This window comes from Sphingobium limneticum, from assembly GCF_008710165.1.
GTDB lineage: Bacteria > Pseudomonadota > Alphaproteobacteria > Sphingomonadales > Sphingomonadaceae > Sphingobium > Sphingobium limneticum.
On record NZ_VYQA01000021.1, the window covers coordinates 40,281 to 55,227 of the forward strand.

The following is a 14,947-nucleotide window of genomic DNA, read 5'->3' on the forward strand; positions in this document are numbered from 1 at the left end:
CGGACAGAGTGGCCTGGCCGAGGAGGTTGCGCAGGAAACACAGACCCGCCTCATTACGTTACAGCAACGGGGCGAAATCGGCTGCGCGGACGCAGGCCTATCAGCTGATCGACTCAGCCATGACAGCCTGACCTATCGCGCCCTCCCTGCGACGGGCAAGCCGCTGGACGAGGTCGACTTTTCGTTCAACCTGACAGGTCAGCCAATTCTCCGGCATCGCTCACTACGCCTTTTGCCGTAATATAGGCGGTGACGAGCGACGCCGGCGTGATGTCGAAGGCTGGATTGATGGTGGCCGATCGTGTCAGGGCCACGGTGATCGGCTGGCCTTCGGTATCTGCGCCGTTCATGAACGCAACCTCGTCGCCGGCGCGGTCCTCGATCTCGACGTCGGCGCCGGTGGCTGTGGCCGGGTCATAGGTGCCGTCCGGCAAGGCGACGAAAAACGGGACATCGTGGGCGCGGGCGGCCAACGCCTTCAGATAGGTGCCGATCTTGTTGCAGACGTCGCCATTGGCGGTCACCCGGTCTGTGCCGACGATAACCATGTCCACTTCGCCCCGCTGCATCAGCAAGCCGCCTGCATTGTCGACGATATAGCTATGCGGCACCCCATGCTGCGTCAGTTCCAGCGCGGTGAGCGCCCCCTGATTGCGCGGGCGCGTCTCGTCCACCCACACATGGATGGCGATGCCGGCCTGCTGGGCCAGATAGAGCGGCGCGGTTGCAGTGCCCCACGCGACCGTTGCCAGCCAGCCCGCGTTGCAATGGGTCAGGATGTTGACCGGCGCGCCGCCCTTTCGCGCGGCGATCGCTTCTATGAGCGGCAGGCCGGCCTGACCGATGGCGTGGTTCATCGACACATCCTCGTCGCAGATTATGGCGGCTTGGGCATAGGCTACCGCAGCCCGCTCATCTGGGGCGAGGCGTGCGACCCGCCGGCGCATCCGATCCAGCGCCCAGCGCAGGTTGACGGCGGTGGGCCGTGTTCGCAGCAGGCGTGCATAGGCCTGCTCCAGCGCGCTATCGCCGGGATCGGCGCGTAGTCCGAGCGCCAGCCCATAGGCGGCCACTGCGCCGATCAGAGGCGCGCCGCGCGTCGCCATGTCGGCGATCGCGACGGCGGCATCTTCGACAGTGCGCAGAACCAGCCGTTCGATCGCCCAGGGCAACCGCCGCTGGTCGAATATGCCCACGCTCCAACCATCCGGCTCGATCCAGACAGAGCGGCTGTCGCGTCCCTCAATCTTCATGCCGGAACCAGTTCGGAAGCGATGATGGGACGGATGGCTGCCATGTCCGGAAAGCGATCGCGTTCCACAAGGAGGGCGCGGCCGAATGATAGGGCCTGCCGCTCGCATTTTGCGCGCGTGTTCACGTCGGCGATACTCTCGAAATCGGCGACATGGGCCAGGCCCAATATGCGCCGGATGATCTCGCACCCGGCAAAGCCCAGCATATCGCGCCAGATGGCATCGAGGCGAGCGGAAATCGCCGCCTCTCGCAAGACATCATCCTGACGGGCCAGGGCATGAAGTGCACCGGCTTCATCTGCCCGGTCGATATTGCGCCAATGATCTGCAAACCGTTCGGCAAAATCCTGCCATAAAGAGTCGGCCTGTTCGACCAGCCAGTCGTCATGGGGCGTATCGGGCCGCAACCCCGCTTGCGCAAATGCCGCCAGCCACAGATTGGCGATGATCATTCCCACGTCGAAACCGATCGGACCGTAAAAGGCGAATTCCGGATCGATCACCTTGCTGTCATCCTGCGTGACCATCACCGATCCGGTGTGCAGGTCGCCATGGAGCAGGGCCTCGGGCGCAGCCAGGAAGCGCGCCTTCATCTCCTGCGCGGCAAGGCGCAGCGGAATGTCGGCCTGGAAGCGGCTGACCACATCCTCCAGACCTGGCGTATGCCAGTTCATCTGGGCGTCGAAAAAGGGCTCGTCGAAGATCAGATCCTCGCTGATCCGGCACATGGCTGTGTTGCCCAGATAGGCGGCGATCCGCGCCTTCTTCTGTGCCACAGGCACGGCAAGATCGGACGTGAAGAATAGCGTGTTGGCCAGAAATTCGGCCAGATGCTCGGCCAGACGCGGATAGCGCAATCCTTCGACCAGCGCGCCGCGCAGCGTGCGATGGGGCACCAGATAGTCCATGACCGTAAGCGCCATGGCGTCGTCATGATGCACGAGCGCAGGTACGCGATGTGGCGCGCATCGCGCCTGATCGGCCAGCGCCAGTCGCTCGTAATAGGCTCGTGACAAGGGTAGGGGCCAGCTTTCCCCGACCATGCGGACGTAGGGCAGGGCCTGCTTGACCGCGACGCCGCCATCCGGCCCGGTGACGAGAAAGACGAGGTTGAGATTGCCGTCGCCCACTTCCTGAACCACCCAATCGGCGGGCGTGCCGCCAAGCCGATCGCAAATGGCGGCGATCGTGCCGAGATGGCCGGCCGCGGTCGCTTCCGTCAGCATATGATAGGTCATGCAAACAGGCTTTCAGGCAAGATGCTGTCGAAATCCCCCACGGCTCGATAGGCGCCATCGGGCAAGGGTGCGTCGCGGACCAGCAGCGTCACGGCAAGGCCGGCGCTCTGCGCAGCTGCCAGTTCCGCCTCCACATCGGACAGGAACAGGATATCGGCCGGCGGCAGGTCGATCGCATCGGCAATGGCACGATAGGATGCAGCGTCCTTCTTTCCACCGATCGCCGTGTCGAAATACCCCGAAAAGAGCGGCGTCAGATCGCCCGCCACGCTATGGCCGAACAGCAGCTTCTGCGCGGCTACCGAGCCGGAAGAATAAACGTAAAGCGATATGCGGCGCGCATTCCATCGGCGCAGACCGGCGACGGCGTCGGGATAGACATGGCCCTGCAAACTGCCATCGGCAAAGCCCTCTGCCCAGATCATGCCCTGCAACGTCTTGAGCGGGCCGATCTTGCGATCCGCATCCTGCCAGGCGATCAACTGGATGATGCAGGCGTCGACATCCAGGCCAGCATCGCCTGCTTCCGTGCGTACATCGGCCAATAACGGCCCGAGCCTGTCGGCATGATCGCGGACATGGTCGGCGATGCGGGCGCGCGAATAGGGGAACAGCACATCATGCACGAAGGACAGGCTGGATGTCGTCCCCTCTATATCGGTTATGATGGCGCGGGGGATCATGGCTGCGGCTCGTAAAGTGGAATGGCCTGCGCGATGGGATCGCCCGTGAACCGGGCGATCCAGCCTTCGGGCGTCGTGAACAGGCGGATGGCGGTAAAATGCGGCTGCGCACCGGTGTCGAACCAGTGAACGGTATCGGCCGGCAATATGATGAGGTCGCCCGCGGTGCACAGCAAGGCATGCACCACAGCGTCATGACGGATGTAGAACAGGCCCGCACCCTCGACGAAGAAGCGGACTTCGTCATCGTCATGCACATGTTCGGCCAGGAATTTGGTCCGCAGCATCGTGCGATCGGGATGGTCCGGGGTCAGCCGGATGACGTCGCAGCTGCGATACCCGCCAATGTCCTTGAGCCGGCCGATATCACCGGCATAGGCAGAGAGTATATCGGCGTCGCTGGCATCCGGCGCCAGTATCGCATCAGCCGTCCATTGCTCCAGAACGACGCCCGTGGACGCCAGCGCGCTGCGTATCTCATTGAGATCGCTGCTGTCGCCCAGATGATGATAGGGCGCGGTGTCGGCATAGCGGGACAGGCTGGTCATCGCGTCGCTCCCGCCAGTTTACATTCTTCCCATGCGCAACTCAGCAGGAATTCGCATGCCTCCACCCTATGTTCGGCGGCCTCCGCGGTTGGCCCCCAGGTGTAAAGGCCATGCCCGCGAATATAGAAAGCGGGAAGCAGGGGGGATTGGGCCGTCAGCAAAGGCCGCAACTGATCCGCCACCGCGGGCATATCTTGGCTATTGTCGACCAGAGGCAGTTCGACCCGCGTCGCATGCGTGTCGATGCCGGGAAAGATTTTGAGCAGTTCATAACCTTCCAGCCCGATATGATCCTGACCGGCCAGCGCGCGGCTCAGCACCGTTCCGGCGATGCTGTGCGTATGCAGGACCGCGCCTGCGCCCGGATCTATCGCGTAGATCAGGCAGTGGAGCAGCGTTTCTGCCGACGGCTTCTTCCCGTCGAGCGCGTCACCAGCAGCGGAGACGCGCATGATATCGTCGCGTGTCAACCGGCCCTTGTGCGATCCCGATATGGTGATAGCGATACTGCCATCGTCCAGCCGGACCGAATAATTCCCGCCGGTCGCCGGCGCATGGCCGCGTGCGTCGATCCGCCGGCCGATTGCGATCAGCATGTCAGCCACCTGCGTGGCATGGGGAGAGATATCGTGCGCCGCCGGTCTGTACATCCCGTCAGCATTAATAACGTCATATGTCGGTTTGGCGACGGCGGCGCCGGGTGCTGATGAGAATTTCTCAAGCAGAGTGGGGTTGCGTCAATCGATGCGTTCCACACCGCCTGCGTGGAACATTACAAATTTGCAACGGAACAGAAACAAGTCTGGCGGCTTCCGTTCGCTGGGAAAACATCATTTCCGCAGGCCGTGAACGCGCGGCCTGCGGCGCAGCAAGGACGGTGGATATGACAGGCAGACGGAGTTGGTCCGCGCTCATCTTGGGGATAGTCGTCGGGTTGATAGGCCTTGTCCTTGCCATCGGCGGGGCATGGCTGGCGACGCTGGGCGGTTCGCTCTATTATCTGCTCGCCGGCCTTGCCATGATGGGGTCGGGCTATCTGCTGGCCCGCGGCCGCATGGCGGGGGCGTGGCTTTATATCGCGATCGTGGCCGCCACCGTGCTTTGGGCCTTCATGGACGCTCAGACCAACCTGGCCTGGGCATTGGTCCCGCGCATCTTCGCGCCGATTGTCCTGCTGATCGTCACGTTCCTCGTCATGCCCACTTTGACCCCGGCACCCCGAAGGTGGCGCAATGCGACGCTGGGCGTCGGCGCGGTCGTCGTCGCGACTGCTCTTCTATTCACTCTCCTGGGCAGCAGGGAAAGCGTGGTCGCGGCCCTGCCGGCGCCCAATGCGCTGGGCATGGTCGATCCATCGGGTATGGCAACCGGCACCGACTGGCCCGCCTATGGCGGCACGGGTGCCGCCCGCCGCTATTCGCCGCTGACTCAGATCAACGCGGCTAATGTCGCGCAATTGCGGCAGGTCTGGCTCACGCACACTGGCGACATGCCCCGTACATCGGCGGCCGCTGCACAATATGGCGCGGAAACCACGCCGCTCAAGGTCGGCAACATGCTCTACCTTTGCTCGGCCAAGAATGTGATGATCGCGCTCAATGCCACCAACGGCAAGGAAAAGTGGCGTTTCGATCCCAAGGTCAAGGATGAGTGGATTCCCTACACGGCTGCGTGTCGCGGGGTCAGCTATTATGCGGTTCCCGACGCCAAAGCCGGTACGCTTTGCGCCCGTCGCCTGATCGAAGGGACGCTGGACGCGCGCCTAATCGCCGTCGACGCTGAAACCGGGCGCCCGTGCAGCGATTTCGGCACCAATGGTCAGGTCGATGCGAAGGTCGGCATGGGCAAGGTCTTCCCCGGCCTCGTCTCGATCAATTCGCCACCGGTTATCATTCGGGGCATAGCCGTGACGGGGCACCAGACGCTTGATGGACAACAGCGCTGGGAGCCGTCCGGTGTCATCCAGGGCTTCGACGCCGTCACCGGCAAGTTGCGCTTCGCCTGGGACATGATGCATCCGGACTGGAATGGCTATCCGCCCGCCGGGCAACAATGGTCGCGCGGCACCCCCAATATGTGGACGATCGCCAGCGGCGACGAGAAGCTGGGCCTTGTCTACCTGCCCATGGGCAACAGCACGGTCGATTATTGGAGCAGCATGCGGTCGCCGGTGGAAAACAGCTTCGGCACCTCCATCGTCGCGCTGGACGTGACGACCGGAAAGCCGCGCTGGAAATTCCAGGCGGTCAAGAACGACGTGTGGGACTATGATTTCGGCAGCCAGCCGACCCTGATCGACTATAAGGGGAAGGCCGCCCTGCTCGTTTCGTCCAAACAGGGCGACATGTATGTGCTGGACCGCGCGACCGGTCGCCCGCTCACCCCGATCGGCACGATCCGCGTGCCCGGCGGCGGCGTCGAGCCGGAGCAGCGCTCGCCCACGCAGATCGTCTCGCTCTGGCAGACCCTGCGCAAACTGCCCCTCACCGAATCCGACATGTGGGGCATGTCGCCCATCGACCAGATGATCTGTCGCATCAATTTCCGCCGGGCGCGCTACAAGGGCTTTTTCACGCCGCCCGAAAGCGATCGTCATTCGATCGAATATCCCGGCTATAATGGCGGGACCGACTGGGGCAGTGTCGCGGTCGATCCGGCACGCGGCGTTATCGTTGCCAATTATAACGACATGCCCAATTATGTCCGCCTCGTGCCCCGTGCCGATGCGAACCGCAAGGGCTGGTATACCCGCGAGCAGAAGGCGGCGATGGCTCAGGCATCGCTGAAAACCGAGAAGGGCGGCAATGCCAGCCGCAGCGACAAACCCCATGCCGAAGGCGCGGGCGACCCGCAGGCAGAAACGCCCTATGCGATCGACGTCAATGCCGGCTGGCAGATGCCCTTTACCGGCATGTTGTGCAAACAGCCGCCCTATGGTGGCATCCGCGCGATCGACATCGCCACCGGCAAGACGCTGTGGGACCGCCCCTTTGGATCGGCGCGCAAAAATGGTCCCTTCGGTATCCCCAGCTACCTGCCGCTGACCATCGGCACGCCCAATAATGGCGGCGCTGTCGTTACGGCAGGCGGCATCATCTTCATCGCGGCGGCGACGGATGATCTGTTCAAGGCCATCGACCTCAAGACCGGCAAGATTCTGTGGCAGCAGGCGCTGCCGGCGGGCGGACAGGCGACGCCGATGGTCTATGAACAAAATGGGCGCGAATATGTGGTGCTGATGACCGGCGGCCATCATTTCATGAAGACGCCGATCGGTGACCAGGTGATCGCCTGGGCCTTGCCGGACAAGGGCTGACAGCGGCATGGCCAGCGCTGCATTTTTGCAGCGCTGGCCTTCACATCATGGAGAAGGCGAAGAGCGCTCCAAAGCACAGACAGGCATGGACGCTTCTTCCTTTGCCGATTTGATGGTAGCCAATACCCAGGAACGACAGAAAGCTTGTTGATGGGTGACACATTTTCCGGGGATTATTCCAAGGATAAGGCGCTTGCGGCACGATGGAGCAGCGCGGCAGAAGCGATAGAAGCACTGGCCGGGGCCAGATCGCTGGATGCGGTCGTCAGCGTATTGCGCGCTTTCGCCCGACGCGCGGTGGGAGCAGATGGCATCGCGGTCGTCCTGCGGGACGGTGACCAATGCCACTATGTCGCCGAAGATGCGATGGAGCCTTTATGGGAGGGACAATATTTCCCGGCGGCCCATTGTGTGTCGGGATGGGCGATGGAACATCGACGGACGGCGGTGATCGATGATATTTTCGACGATCAGCGTGTCCCCATCGACGCCTATAGCACCACTTTCGTGCGCTCCATGTTGATGGTTCCGATCGGTCAGGCCGAACCTATCGCGGCGATCGGCGCCTATTGGTCGGAAACGGGGCAGCCGACGGACAATGAAATAGCGCTTCTCGAAGCGCTGGCCCGGGCGGCGTCCGTCGCGCTCGAAAATGAACGGCTTTCGAGACGTATGGAGCGCTAATGCATGCGTACGTCACCGATCATGCCGAGCATTAAAAAGAAATTATCCATATTGGACCAGTGACGCGCAAGATCGCCGATATTTTTAGAAAATAGTAATTTCGATAGTGAAATATCGAAATCATGACATGGGGGGCATATTCTGACAGGCGAAACGCGTCGCACATCCATCATCATGGGTGGTGCGATCCTGTCGAAATGCGCGATGCGTCCCGATTATCTTGCATCAGACCCTATATGTCCGCCTTTTTCCTTTTTGCAGGCGGCATCATCGGCCTGTCCATTGCTTCGCTGACATCTGCCGATGCTGATGGTCGCTATATCGTCTTCGCGGCACCAGGGACGAGCTTGGCCGACACCGTCAATCTGGTAAGTGATGCCGATGGGCGGCTCATCCAGGCCGGTCGCTTTTCCAACATCGTCATTGCCGGTTCCGACCGGCCTGATTTTGCAGCCACCCTGCGACATGCGGGCGCCTGGTTTGCCATTGCGGCACCTGCACGCGGCGGCTGTCTCGATCCCTCACCCCGGAAGGCCGTATCATGACCCAATTGGACCAGTTGCGCTTCCATTTCGGCAAATTTCTGCTTCCGCTCTTCTGGGCGCATGTCCCGCTGCTCGCGGCGGTGGCGATGCTGACGGGGCACTCGCCACTATGGGCCGCGATCGGTGGCGCCTTTCTGGCAGCCGCCTATCATATGACATGGTCGCACGAAGGGATCGGCCCCTCGACCCGCTATCTGTCCGCCGTGGCCCTGATGGGGGAGCCGGCGATCCTGCTCCTGCTGTTGCGCGGCCATCCGTGGCAGATGGACATGCACATGTATTTCTTCGCCATGCTGGCGCTCACGATCGCATGGTGCGACAGGCGCGCCATTCTGGTCGCAGCGGGGGCGACCGCGGCGCACCATGTGCTGCTGCTCTATCTGCTGCCCAATGCTGTGTTCCCGGGCGAAGGCAATCTGGAGCGTGTCCTGCTTCACGCCGGCATCGTCGCTTTTCAGACCGCCGTGCTCGTCTGGCTCAGCGACAAGCTGGTCGAGAGTTTTGCGCGCAACCAGCGCATGGGCGACGAAATATTGGCCAAGAATGAGGCGTTGCAACAGCGTACGCGCGAAGCCGAAGAGGCCAGTCAGGCCAAATCGCTCTTCCTTGCCAATATGAGCCATGAAATCCGTACGCCCATGAATGCCATATTGGGCTTTTGCCACCTCGCCTTACGGACCGACCTCAACCCCCGGCAGCAGGATTATGTTGGCAAGATCAATCAGGCAGGCCAGTCCCTGCTTCGGTTAATCAACGATATTCTGGACTTTTCCAAGAATGAAGCGGGCAAGCTGACGCTGGAATCGCGTCCGTTCGATCTGCGCCGCGCCGTGGAAAATCAGGTGCTCCTCGTGGCGGATGCGGCCAAGGGTAAGCGGGTGACGCTGCTGTCCCGCATCGCGGACGATGTGCCCGACCGCCTGTCCGGCGACGAATTGCGCTTCGGCCAGGTCGCGCTCAACCTGCTCAGCAACGCGGTCAAATTTTCGGAAGGCGGATCGGTGACCATCGGCCTGACCCTCGCCGAAGAGAGCGGCGGTCATGTCATGCTGGAACTGGTGGTCCGGGACACGGGCATCGGCATGACCCTCGACCAGCAATTGTCGCTCTTCCAATCCTTCTCGCAGGCGGACAGTTCGACGACGCGCCGCTTTGGTGGCACCGGTCTTGGTCTCGCCATCTGCCGGCAGATCGTGGAACAGATGGGCGGCACGATCCGTGTCGACAGCGTACCGGGCGGCGGCAGCAGCTTCACATGCACGATGCGCATGGACCGGGCCGATGAAGCGGTAGCGCTGGAGGCACCGGTTCCGCACCATATCCGTCAACTCCATGTACTGGCTGCCGATGACAACCCTGCGTCGCGCCAGATATTGCAGGATGTATTTGCCGGCTGGGGGATGATGATCGACCTGGTCGCCTCGGGCGACGAGGCTCTGGCGGCGGTCAATGCCGCCGACGAGATGGGCAAGCCCTATGATCTCGTACTGCTCGATTGGAAAATGCCGGGCATGGACGGGATGCAGGCGATCGAGACGATGGGCCGGACGGTCTATCGGGCCGGGCGCCCGAAGGCCGTGATCGTGACCGCTTATGATGCCGATACGCTGGCTCAACATGGTCATGAGGGCGATGTCGCAGCCTTCCTCACAAAACCCCTCGTTCCGGCGATGCTGCTGGAAGGGATCACGAACATCTTCGCGCAGGATCAGGGCAATGCGGCGCAGGATATGTCGGCGTCGATGGCGGTCCCGCGCGTGTCGCCACAATTTCAGGGCCTTTGCGTCCTGCTTGTCGAGGATAATGATATTAATCGGGAAATCGCCCTGGAACTGCTGGGCGACGCGGGTCTGGCTGTCGAATGTGCGGAAAATGGCCGGATCGCCTGCGACATGGTGCGGCACCGGGCCGAACCCTATGCCGCGATCCTGATGGACGTGCAGATGCCCGAGATGGACGGCATCACCGCTACCCGTATCATCCGCGAAAGCCATTCGGCCGATCGCCTTCCCATCCTCGCCATGACCGCCCATGCCTATGAGGAGGAGAAGGCGCGTTGTCGCGATGCGGGCATGAACGACCATATCGCCAAGCCGGTCGATCCCGCCGCGCTGGTCGCAACGCTCGATCGCTGGCTGAAAGCGCCCACCTCACCGTCGCAACCGGTCCCTACGATCACCGATAAGGCCGCCGGAGGCACATTGCCTGAAAGCCTGCCGCCCTTCGACATTCAGGCCGCGCTATTGCGCGTGAATGGCAAGGCTGCGCTTCTGCAGAAGCTGATCGTCACCTTCGGCGACAACTACGCTCATGTCGCGCATGATCTGCGCGTCCATATCTCCACTGGATTATTGCCCGATGCGCGGCGCCTGGCCCATAGCCTGAAGGGCGTGGCCGGATCGCTAGGACTAGCCGATGTGCAGGTGATCGCGGGCGATATAGAACGCTTCTTGGCAGATCGCCAGGATGCGCCGGCGCAGGCCGCGATCGACGAACTGGAGCAGGCGATCGCCCCGGCAATCCTGGCGGCACTCAGTCTGAAGGTCGCACCGGCAACCATCTCGCCTCAATCGCCTGTGCGGGTAGAGGGTGAGGAGGCGCTCGCCGCGCGGGAAGCGCTCAGGGAGTTGCTACGCTGCCGCAGCTTGCGCGCACGCGCCAGTTTCCAGACTTTCGCAGACGCATTGGGCATGTCCGATCAGGTGCGAACCAGCCACCCGGTCCATAAAGCACTGGAGCGGCTGGATTATGATGCTGCCTTGAACTGGATCGACGACGAAGGCGGCGCCCCGGCCATGCAAACGGAAACCCTGTCATGACCAAAGCTCGAATATTGATCGTCGATGACGAAATCTCCAACATAGAAATCATGAACGCCCTGCTGGAGGACGATTATGATGTCTGCTTCGCGACGTCGGGACAACAGGCACTGGACACGGCGCGGATCGCGCAACCGGATCTGATATTGCTGGACGTGCTGATGCCCGATCTCGATGGCTTCCAAGTGTGCCAAAGGCTGAAGTCGGACGCCATCCTGGCTGACATTCCCGTCATCTTCACGACCGGGCTGGGCGATACCGAAGACGAAATGCGGGGGCTGGCGCTGGGGGCGATCGACTATGTCACCAAACCGATTCAGCCGGCGATCCTGCGCGCGCGGGTGGGCAATCATGTCGAATTGAAACGCTTGCGCGATCAACTGGCGGCCATGGCCGTGACGGACGCGCTGACCGGGTTGAGCAACCGTCGCCATCTCGAAAAATCGCTGGAAGCAGAAGCATCACGGCTGGCGCGGACCGGCGAGTGGCTGTCCGTTGCCATGCTGGACATCGATTTCTTCAAACAGTTCAACGACACCTATGGCCACCCTGCGGGCGACCGTTGCATCACGATGGTCGCGGCGGCATTGACGCGCGCGGTCAAACGGGCCGGCGATCTTTCGGCCCGCTATGGCGGGGAGGAGTTCGCCTGCATCCTGTCCGGCACCGATCCGCACAGCGCCGAACTGGTGGCCCAGGAAATCCTGCTTCAGGTCCAGTCGCTCAACATCCCGCATGAAATGTCGCAGATCAGCCCGTTCATCACCGTCAGCATCGGCGTGGCCAGCGCCCGCTGCACGGCCGGAGCCGACATAGGGCGCTGGATCGCGGAGGCGGACCGCCAACTTTATTCGGCCAAGCGGGAAGGGCGAAACCGAATAGCGCTCAAGCAATTCAGCCCCATGGACGCCGTCCCCGCCAATGCGGCCTGAAGCGCAAGGCGATTATCGCCACCCCAGCGCCGGCGCCACATGGGTCAATATCGACTCCAGCACATGGGCATTATAGGCAACGCCCAACTGGTTTGGCACGGTCAGCAATAGCGTGTCGGCTTCCGCAATGGCTTCGTCGGCCTTCAACTGTTCGATCAGCACATCGGGTTCGGCGGCATAGGATCGTCCGAACACGGCGCGCATATTGTCGATGATGCCGACATGGTCGCTGCTGTCGCCCCGTCCGAAATAGTCGTGATCCTCCTGGTTCGTCAGCGCGAATATGGACCGGGAAACCGACACGCGCGGTGCGTGCGCATGACCTGCGGCCTGCCACGCCTTCTTATAAACCCTGATCTGCCTGGCCTGCTGGACATGGAAAGGTTCACCGGTTTCGTCCGCCTTCAATGTGGAGCTTTGCAGGTTCATGCCCTTTTCTGCCGCCCAAATGGCGGTCGCGTCGGACGCCGATCCCCACCAGATGCGCTCGCGCAAGCCCTGCGAATGGGGTTCCAGGCGCAGCAACCCCGGCGGATTTGGGAACATGGGGCTGGGATTGGGCTTGGCAAATCCCTCGCCCTGGAGCAATTGCAGAAATACTTCGGCGTGGTGCCGGCCCATATCGGCGTCGGTCTGCCCATCGCGCGGGGCGTAGCCGAAATGGCGCCAGCCTTCGATCACCTGCTCGGGCGATCCACGACTGATCCCCAGTTGCAAACGACCGCCGCTGATCAGGTCGGCCGCCCCGGCATCCTCGACCATGTAGAGCGGATTTTTATAGCGCATATCGATCACGCCTGTGCCGATCTCGATCCGGCTCGTTCTGGCGCCGACCGCTGCCAGCAGCGGGAAGGGGGAAGCGAGTTGGCGCGCGAAATGATGTACACGGAAATAGGCGCCATCCAGCCCCAACTGCTCGGCGGCGACCGCGAGGTCGATCGACTGCAGCAAGACATCGCTCGCCGATCGGGTGGCGGAATAAGGGGCTTCGGACCAGTGGCCGAAGGACAGGAAACCGATCTTCTTCATTTCAGGCCTTCCAATTCGCATAAGTTGTTGCAGAACTGGCCTCTGTCTACGCCAACCGCAATCGCAGGATCGGAATTGGACAGTTTCCATTAGTATGTCCAAACCACGCCTCATGCGCCTTGCAGCCTGACTGCTGCGGAGATGAGGATGGCGGCCTGTGCTACACCCGATAACGATTATTCAACTTTCCATGGGCAGGGCAGTGCGATAGAATGGACATGATACGATCTGTCGACGAACGGGGCTGCGTTCACCGGGTCGCGCATATCGGTAAGTTGCAAATTGGGGGTTTCACGGTGTTTCATCGCATCTTGCTGGCGATATTGTGCCCGGCGATTGCCATGCCGGTGCCTGCGGCATGGGCGCAGGTTCCCGCAAAATCGGCGATGACCGTTGGAGCTATAGTCGTCAAGCCTTGCCTGATATCGGATCGCGACAGTAAAAATATCTGTCATACGAACATTCGCAAGAAAGTATCAGAAAATGTGTCGCAACTTGTTGTTGCCGATACATCTTCATATGATCAGGTATCTGCATCGCGCAATACGGTCGTCGAATATGAATTTTAGAGGTCGAGAAATCATCTGTGCATTGCGATCTTATATTTGACGTATAGATCCATTTCGGCTGATTCGACGAAAGTCTAAAAATAAAAGTAAGGTTCCGTTAACTCTCTGGGGCGATACTTTCCGCAGCAAAACATGCTGAGCTCGGAGAGTATGATGACCCGTTCCCGACTAGTTGCGGCACTCTTTGCCGTTCCGCTGACGATCGCGACCGGTAGCAATGCCATGGCCGCCACTGCCACGACGACTTTTCCCGTGACCGCCACCGTCATCAAGGCATGCGTCGTATCTGCGACGCCGCTTGCTTTTGGCAATTATGATCCGACCGCTTCTTCTCCGAACGATGCCACGTCGACCTTGTCGGTGCTGTGCACGGTGGGCACATCCTATACCGTCGGCCTGACGCAGGGCACGGCATCCGGCGCGACCGTCACGACGCGTAAAATGTCGAACGGCGCCAATCTGTTGAACTATGCGCTCTATCAGGAAATCGGTCGCACGACCAATTGGGGCAACACGCCGAGCACCGATACAGTCGCCGCTACGGCGCCTGTAGGGGCGACCACGCTGACCGTCTATGGTCGCATCGCGGCCGGCCAGAACGTGCCGATCGGCTCCTATAGCGACACGATCACCGTCAACGTCGTCTATTGACGGGACGGTTCGTGGCGAACGCGGGCATGCGACATCTTCTTCTGCGCGGCGCGATAGCGATGTTGTTGGCGCTGGCAGTGCCGGCGACCGCCCACGCCACGACGCTAAAAATCTATCCGGTACTGATCCAGCTGGACGGGAAGACGCCCGTTCAGACGATGACCATTGAAAACAGCAGCGACGCGCTGGCCCGCATGCAGGTGCGGGTCGTCGCCTGGCGGCAGGAAAACGGCCAGGATCTGTTCGAGGGTACGCGCGATATCCTCGCCAACCCGCCCTTGTTCGAAGTCGCCGCCGGCGCGCAGCAGATCGCGCGTTTCGGTCTGCGCACCACCGCCGGCGCGACCGAGAAAAGCTATCGTATCTTCCTGGAGGAAATCCCGACCGAGCGTCCGTTGGCACCCGGTGAAGTGCGAACCTTGCTGCGCGTCAGCATTCCCATCTTCGTGCCGGCGCCGGGCGCTCAGCCCTCGCTCGATTGGCAGGTGTCCGCGGCCGGCAACAGGCAGCTTTCGGTCGTCGTTCGCAACACGGCCCAGTCGGCCCGAAGCTGCGATTTTGGCCATGTTGAAGAACAAAGATTGAACATGGCGATCTACCAGGCTCGCTCTTGTCCTCCAATCTCGTAAACATCGGTCTCGATCGAGCACCTGTAGCTCTCTGCGATGTTGAACATCTCT

Annotated in this window: 15 protein-coding genes; 9 read left to right on the plus strand and 6 right to left on the minus strand. The window is 61.5% G+C overall.

Going from position 1 to position 14,947, the window contains the following annotated elements:
- Positions 1–185 precede the first annotated feature (185 nt).
- Genes mtnA through F4U95_RS20860 form a run of 5 tightly spaced genes read right to left on the minus strand, consistent with a single transcriptional unit; the run spans position 186 to position 4,372 of the window.
- Positions 186–1,253, minus strand: coding sequence for an S-methyl-5-thioribose-1-phosphate isomerase (gene mtnA / locus F4U95_RS20840; RefSeq protein ID WP_150426816.1), 1,068 nt, complete (start codon positions 1,251–1,253; stop codon positions 186–188).
- A complete protein-coding gene (gene mtnK, locus F4U95_RS20845; protein ID WP_150426817.1) occupies positions 1,250–2,491 on the minus strand; it encodes an S-methyl-5-thioribose kinase in 1,242 nt (413 codons plus the stop codon). The genes mtnA and mtnK overlap by 4 nt, the downstream gene beginning before the upstream one ends.
- Entirely contained in the window at positions 2,488–3,174 is a 687-nt protein-coding gene (gene mtnC / locus F4U95_RS20850; protein WP_120252977.1) for an acireductone synthase, read from the minus strand. The genes mtnK and mtnC overlap by 4 nt, the downstream gene beginning before the upstream one ends.
- Complete coding sequence (locus F4U95_RS20855) at positions 3,171–3,722, minus strand: 1,2-dihydroxy-3-keto-5-methylthiopentene dioxygenase (protein WP_150426818.1); 552 nt, start codon at positions 3,720–3,722, stop codon at positions 3,171–3,173. The genes mtnC and F4U95_RS20855 overlap by 4 nt, the downstream gene beginning before the upstream one ends.
- Positions 3,719–4,372, minus strand: coding sequence for a methylthioribulose 1-phosphate dehydratase (locus F4U95_RS20860; protein ID WP_211364026.1), 654 nt, complete (start codon positions 4,370–4,372; stop codon positions 3,719–3,721). Before F4U95_RS20860 ends, F4U95_RS20855 begins: the two co-directional genes overlap by 4 nt.
- Before the next feature lie 233 nt (positions 4,373–4,605).
- Between F4U95_RS20860 and F4U95_RS20865 the strand changes: the two genes are divergently transcribed.
- The 6 genes from F4U95_RS20865 to F4U95_RS20885 all read left to right on the plus strand — a co-directional run bounded on the left by F4U95_RS20865 (position 4,606) and on the right by F4U95_RS20885 (position 12,018).
- The gene (locus tag F4U95_RS20865; RefSeq protein ID WP_150426819.1) at positions 4,606–7,038 is read left to right on the plus strand and encodes a membrane-bound PQQ-dependent dehydrogenase, glucose/quinate/shikimate family; all 2,433 of its coding nucleotides are present in this window, start codon (positions 4,606–4,608) and stop codon (positions 7,036–7,038) included.
- A gap of 7 nt (positions 7,039–7,045) precedes the next feature.
- Positions 7,046–7,189 carry a hypothetical protein gene (locus tag F4U95_RS24655; RefSeq protein ID WP_161600422.1) on the plus strand — a complete coding sequence of 48 codons (144 nt, stop codon included), beginning with the start codon at positions 7,046–7,048 and terminating at the stop codon, positions 7,187–7,189.
- Complete coding sequence (locus F4U95_RS20870) at positions 7,189–7,722, plus strand: GAF domain-containing protein (RefSeq protein WP_120252981.1); 534 nt, start codon at positions 7,189–7,191, stop codon at positions 7,720–7,722. Before F4U95_RS24655 ends, F4U95_RS20870 begins: the two co-directional genes overlap by 1 nt.
- Before the next feature lie 236 nt (positions 7,723–7,958).
- Complete coding sequence (locus F4U95_RS20875) at positions 7,959–8,267, plus strand: hypothetical protein (protein ID WP_161600423.1); 309 nt, start codon at positions 7,959–7,961, stop codon at positions 8,265–8,267.
- Entirely contained in the window at positions 8,264–11,086 is a 2,823-nt protein-coding gene (locus F4U95_RS20880) for a response regulator (RefSeq protein WP_246171670.1), read from the plus strand. The genes F4U95_RS20875 and F4U95_RS20880 overlap by 4 nt, the downstream gene beginning before the upstream one ends.
- Complete coding sequence (locus F4U95_RS20885) at positions 11,083–12,018, plus strand: diguanylate cyclase (RefSeq protein WP_150426822.1); 936 nt, start codon at positions 11,083–11,085, stop codon at positions 12,016–12,018. The genes F4U95_RS20880 and F4U95_RS20885 overlap by 4 nt, the downstream gene beginning before the upstream one ends.
- A 12-nt stretch (positions 12,019–12,030) precedes the next feature.
- Here F4U95_RS20885 and F4U95_RS20890 read toward each other — a convergent pair whose 3' ends face one another.
- Complete coding sequence (locus tag F4U95_RS20890) at positions 12,031–13,047, minus strand: LLM class flavin-dependent oxidoreductase (RefSeq protein WP_150426823.1); 1,017 nt, start codon at positions 13,045–13,047, stop codon at positions 12,031–12,033.
- A gap of 296 nt (positions 13,048–13,343) precedes the next feature.
- Here F4U95_RS20890 and F4U95_RS20895 point away from each other — a divergent pair, with 296 nt between their 5' ends.
- The 3 genes from F4U95_RS20895 to F4U95_RS20905 all read left to right on the plus strand — a co-directional run bounded on the left by F4U95_RS20895 (position 13,344) and on the right by F4U95_RS20905 (position 14,896).
- Positions 13,344–13,616, plus strand: a complete 273-nt coding sequence (locus F4U95_RS20895) for a hypothetical protein (protein ID WP_161600424.1) — start codon at positions 13,344–13,346, stop codon at positions 13,614–13,616.
- A gap of 153 nt (positions 13,617–13,769) precedes the next feature.
- A complete protein-coding gene (locus tag F4U95_RS20900) occupies positions 13,770–14,267 on the plus strand; it encodes a Csu type fimbrial protein (RefSeq protein ID WP_150426825.1) in 498 nt (165 codons plus the stop codon).
- Positions 14,268–14,293: 26 nt separating this feature from the next.
- Positions 14,294–14,896, plus strand: coding sequence for a fimbrial biogenesis chaperone (locus F4U95_RS20905; RefSeq protein ID WP_150426826.1), 603 nt, complete (start codon positions 14,294–14,296; stop codon positions 14,894–14,896).
- The last annotated feature ends 51 nt before the right edge of the window (positions 14,897–14,947 follow it).

Coding starts and splice junctions, on each gene's coding strand:
- mtnA (WP_150426816.1), bottom strand. CDS start 1,253: ATGAAGATTGAGGGACGCGACAGCCGCTCTGTCTGGATCGAGCCGGAT.
- mtnK (WP_150426817.1), bottom strand. CDS start 2,491: ATGACCTATCATATGCTGACGGAAGCGACCGCGGCCGGCCATCTCGGC.
- mtnC (WP_120252977.1), bottom strand. CDS start 3,174: ATGATCCCCCGCGCCATCATAACCGATATAGAGGGGACGACATCCAGC.
- F4U95_RS20855 (WP_150426818.1), bottom strand. CDS start 3,722: ATGACCAGCCTGTCCCGCTATGCCGACACCGCGCCCTATCATCATCTG.
- F4U95_RS20860 (WP_211364026.1), bottom strand. CDS start 4,372: ATGTACAGACCGGCGGCGCACGATATCTCTCCCCATGCCACGCAGGTG.
- F4U95_RS20865 (WP_150426819.1), top strand. CDS start 4,606: ATGACAGGCAGACGGAGTTGGTCCGCGCTCATCTTGGGGATAGTCGTC.
- F4U95_RS24655 (WP_161600422.1), top strand. CDS start 7,046: ATGGCCAGCGCTGCATTTTTGCAGCGCTGGCCTTCACATCATGGAGAA.
- F4U95_RS20870 (WP_120252981.1), top strand. CDS start 7,189: ATGGGTGACACATTTTCCGGGGATTATTCCAAGGATAAGGCGCTTGCG.
- F4U95_RS20875 (WP_161600423.1), top strand. CDS start 7,959: ATGTCCGCCTTTTTCCTTTTTGCAGGCGGCATCATCGGCCTGTCCATT.
- F4U95_RS20880 (WP_246171670.1), top strand. CDS start 8,264: ATGACCCAATTGGACCAGTTGCGCTTCCATTTCGGCAAATTTCTGCTT.
- F4U95_RS20885 (WP_150426822.1), top strand. CDS start 11,083: ATGACCAAAGCTCGAATATTGATCGTCGATGACGAAATCTCCAACATA.
- F4U95_RS20890 (WP_150426823.1), bottom strand. CDS start 13,047: ATGAAGAAGATCGGTTTCCTGTCCTTCGGCCACTGGTCCGAAGCCCCT.
- F4U95_RS20900 (WP_150426825.1), top strand. CDS start 13,770: ATGACCCGTTCCCGACTAGTTGCGGCACTCTTTGCCGTTCCGCTGACG.
- F4U95_RS20905 (WP_150426826.1), top strand. CDS start 14,294: ATGCGACATCTTCTTCTGCGCGGCGCGATAGCGATGTTGTTGGCGCTG.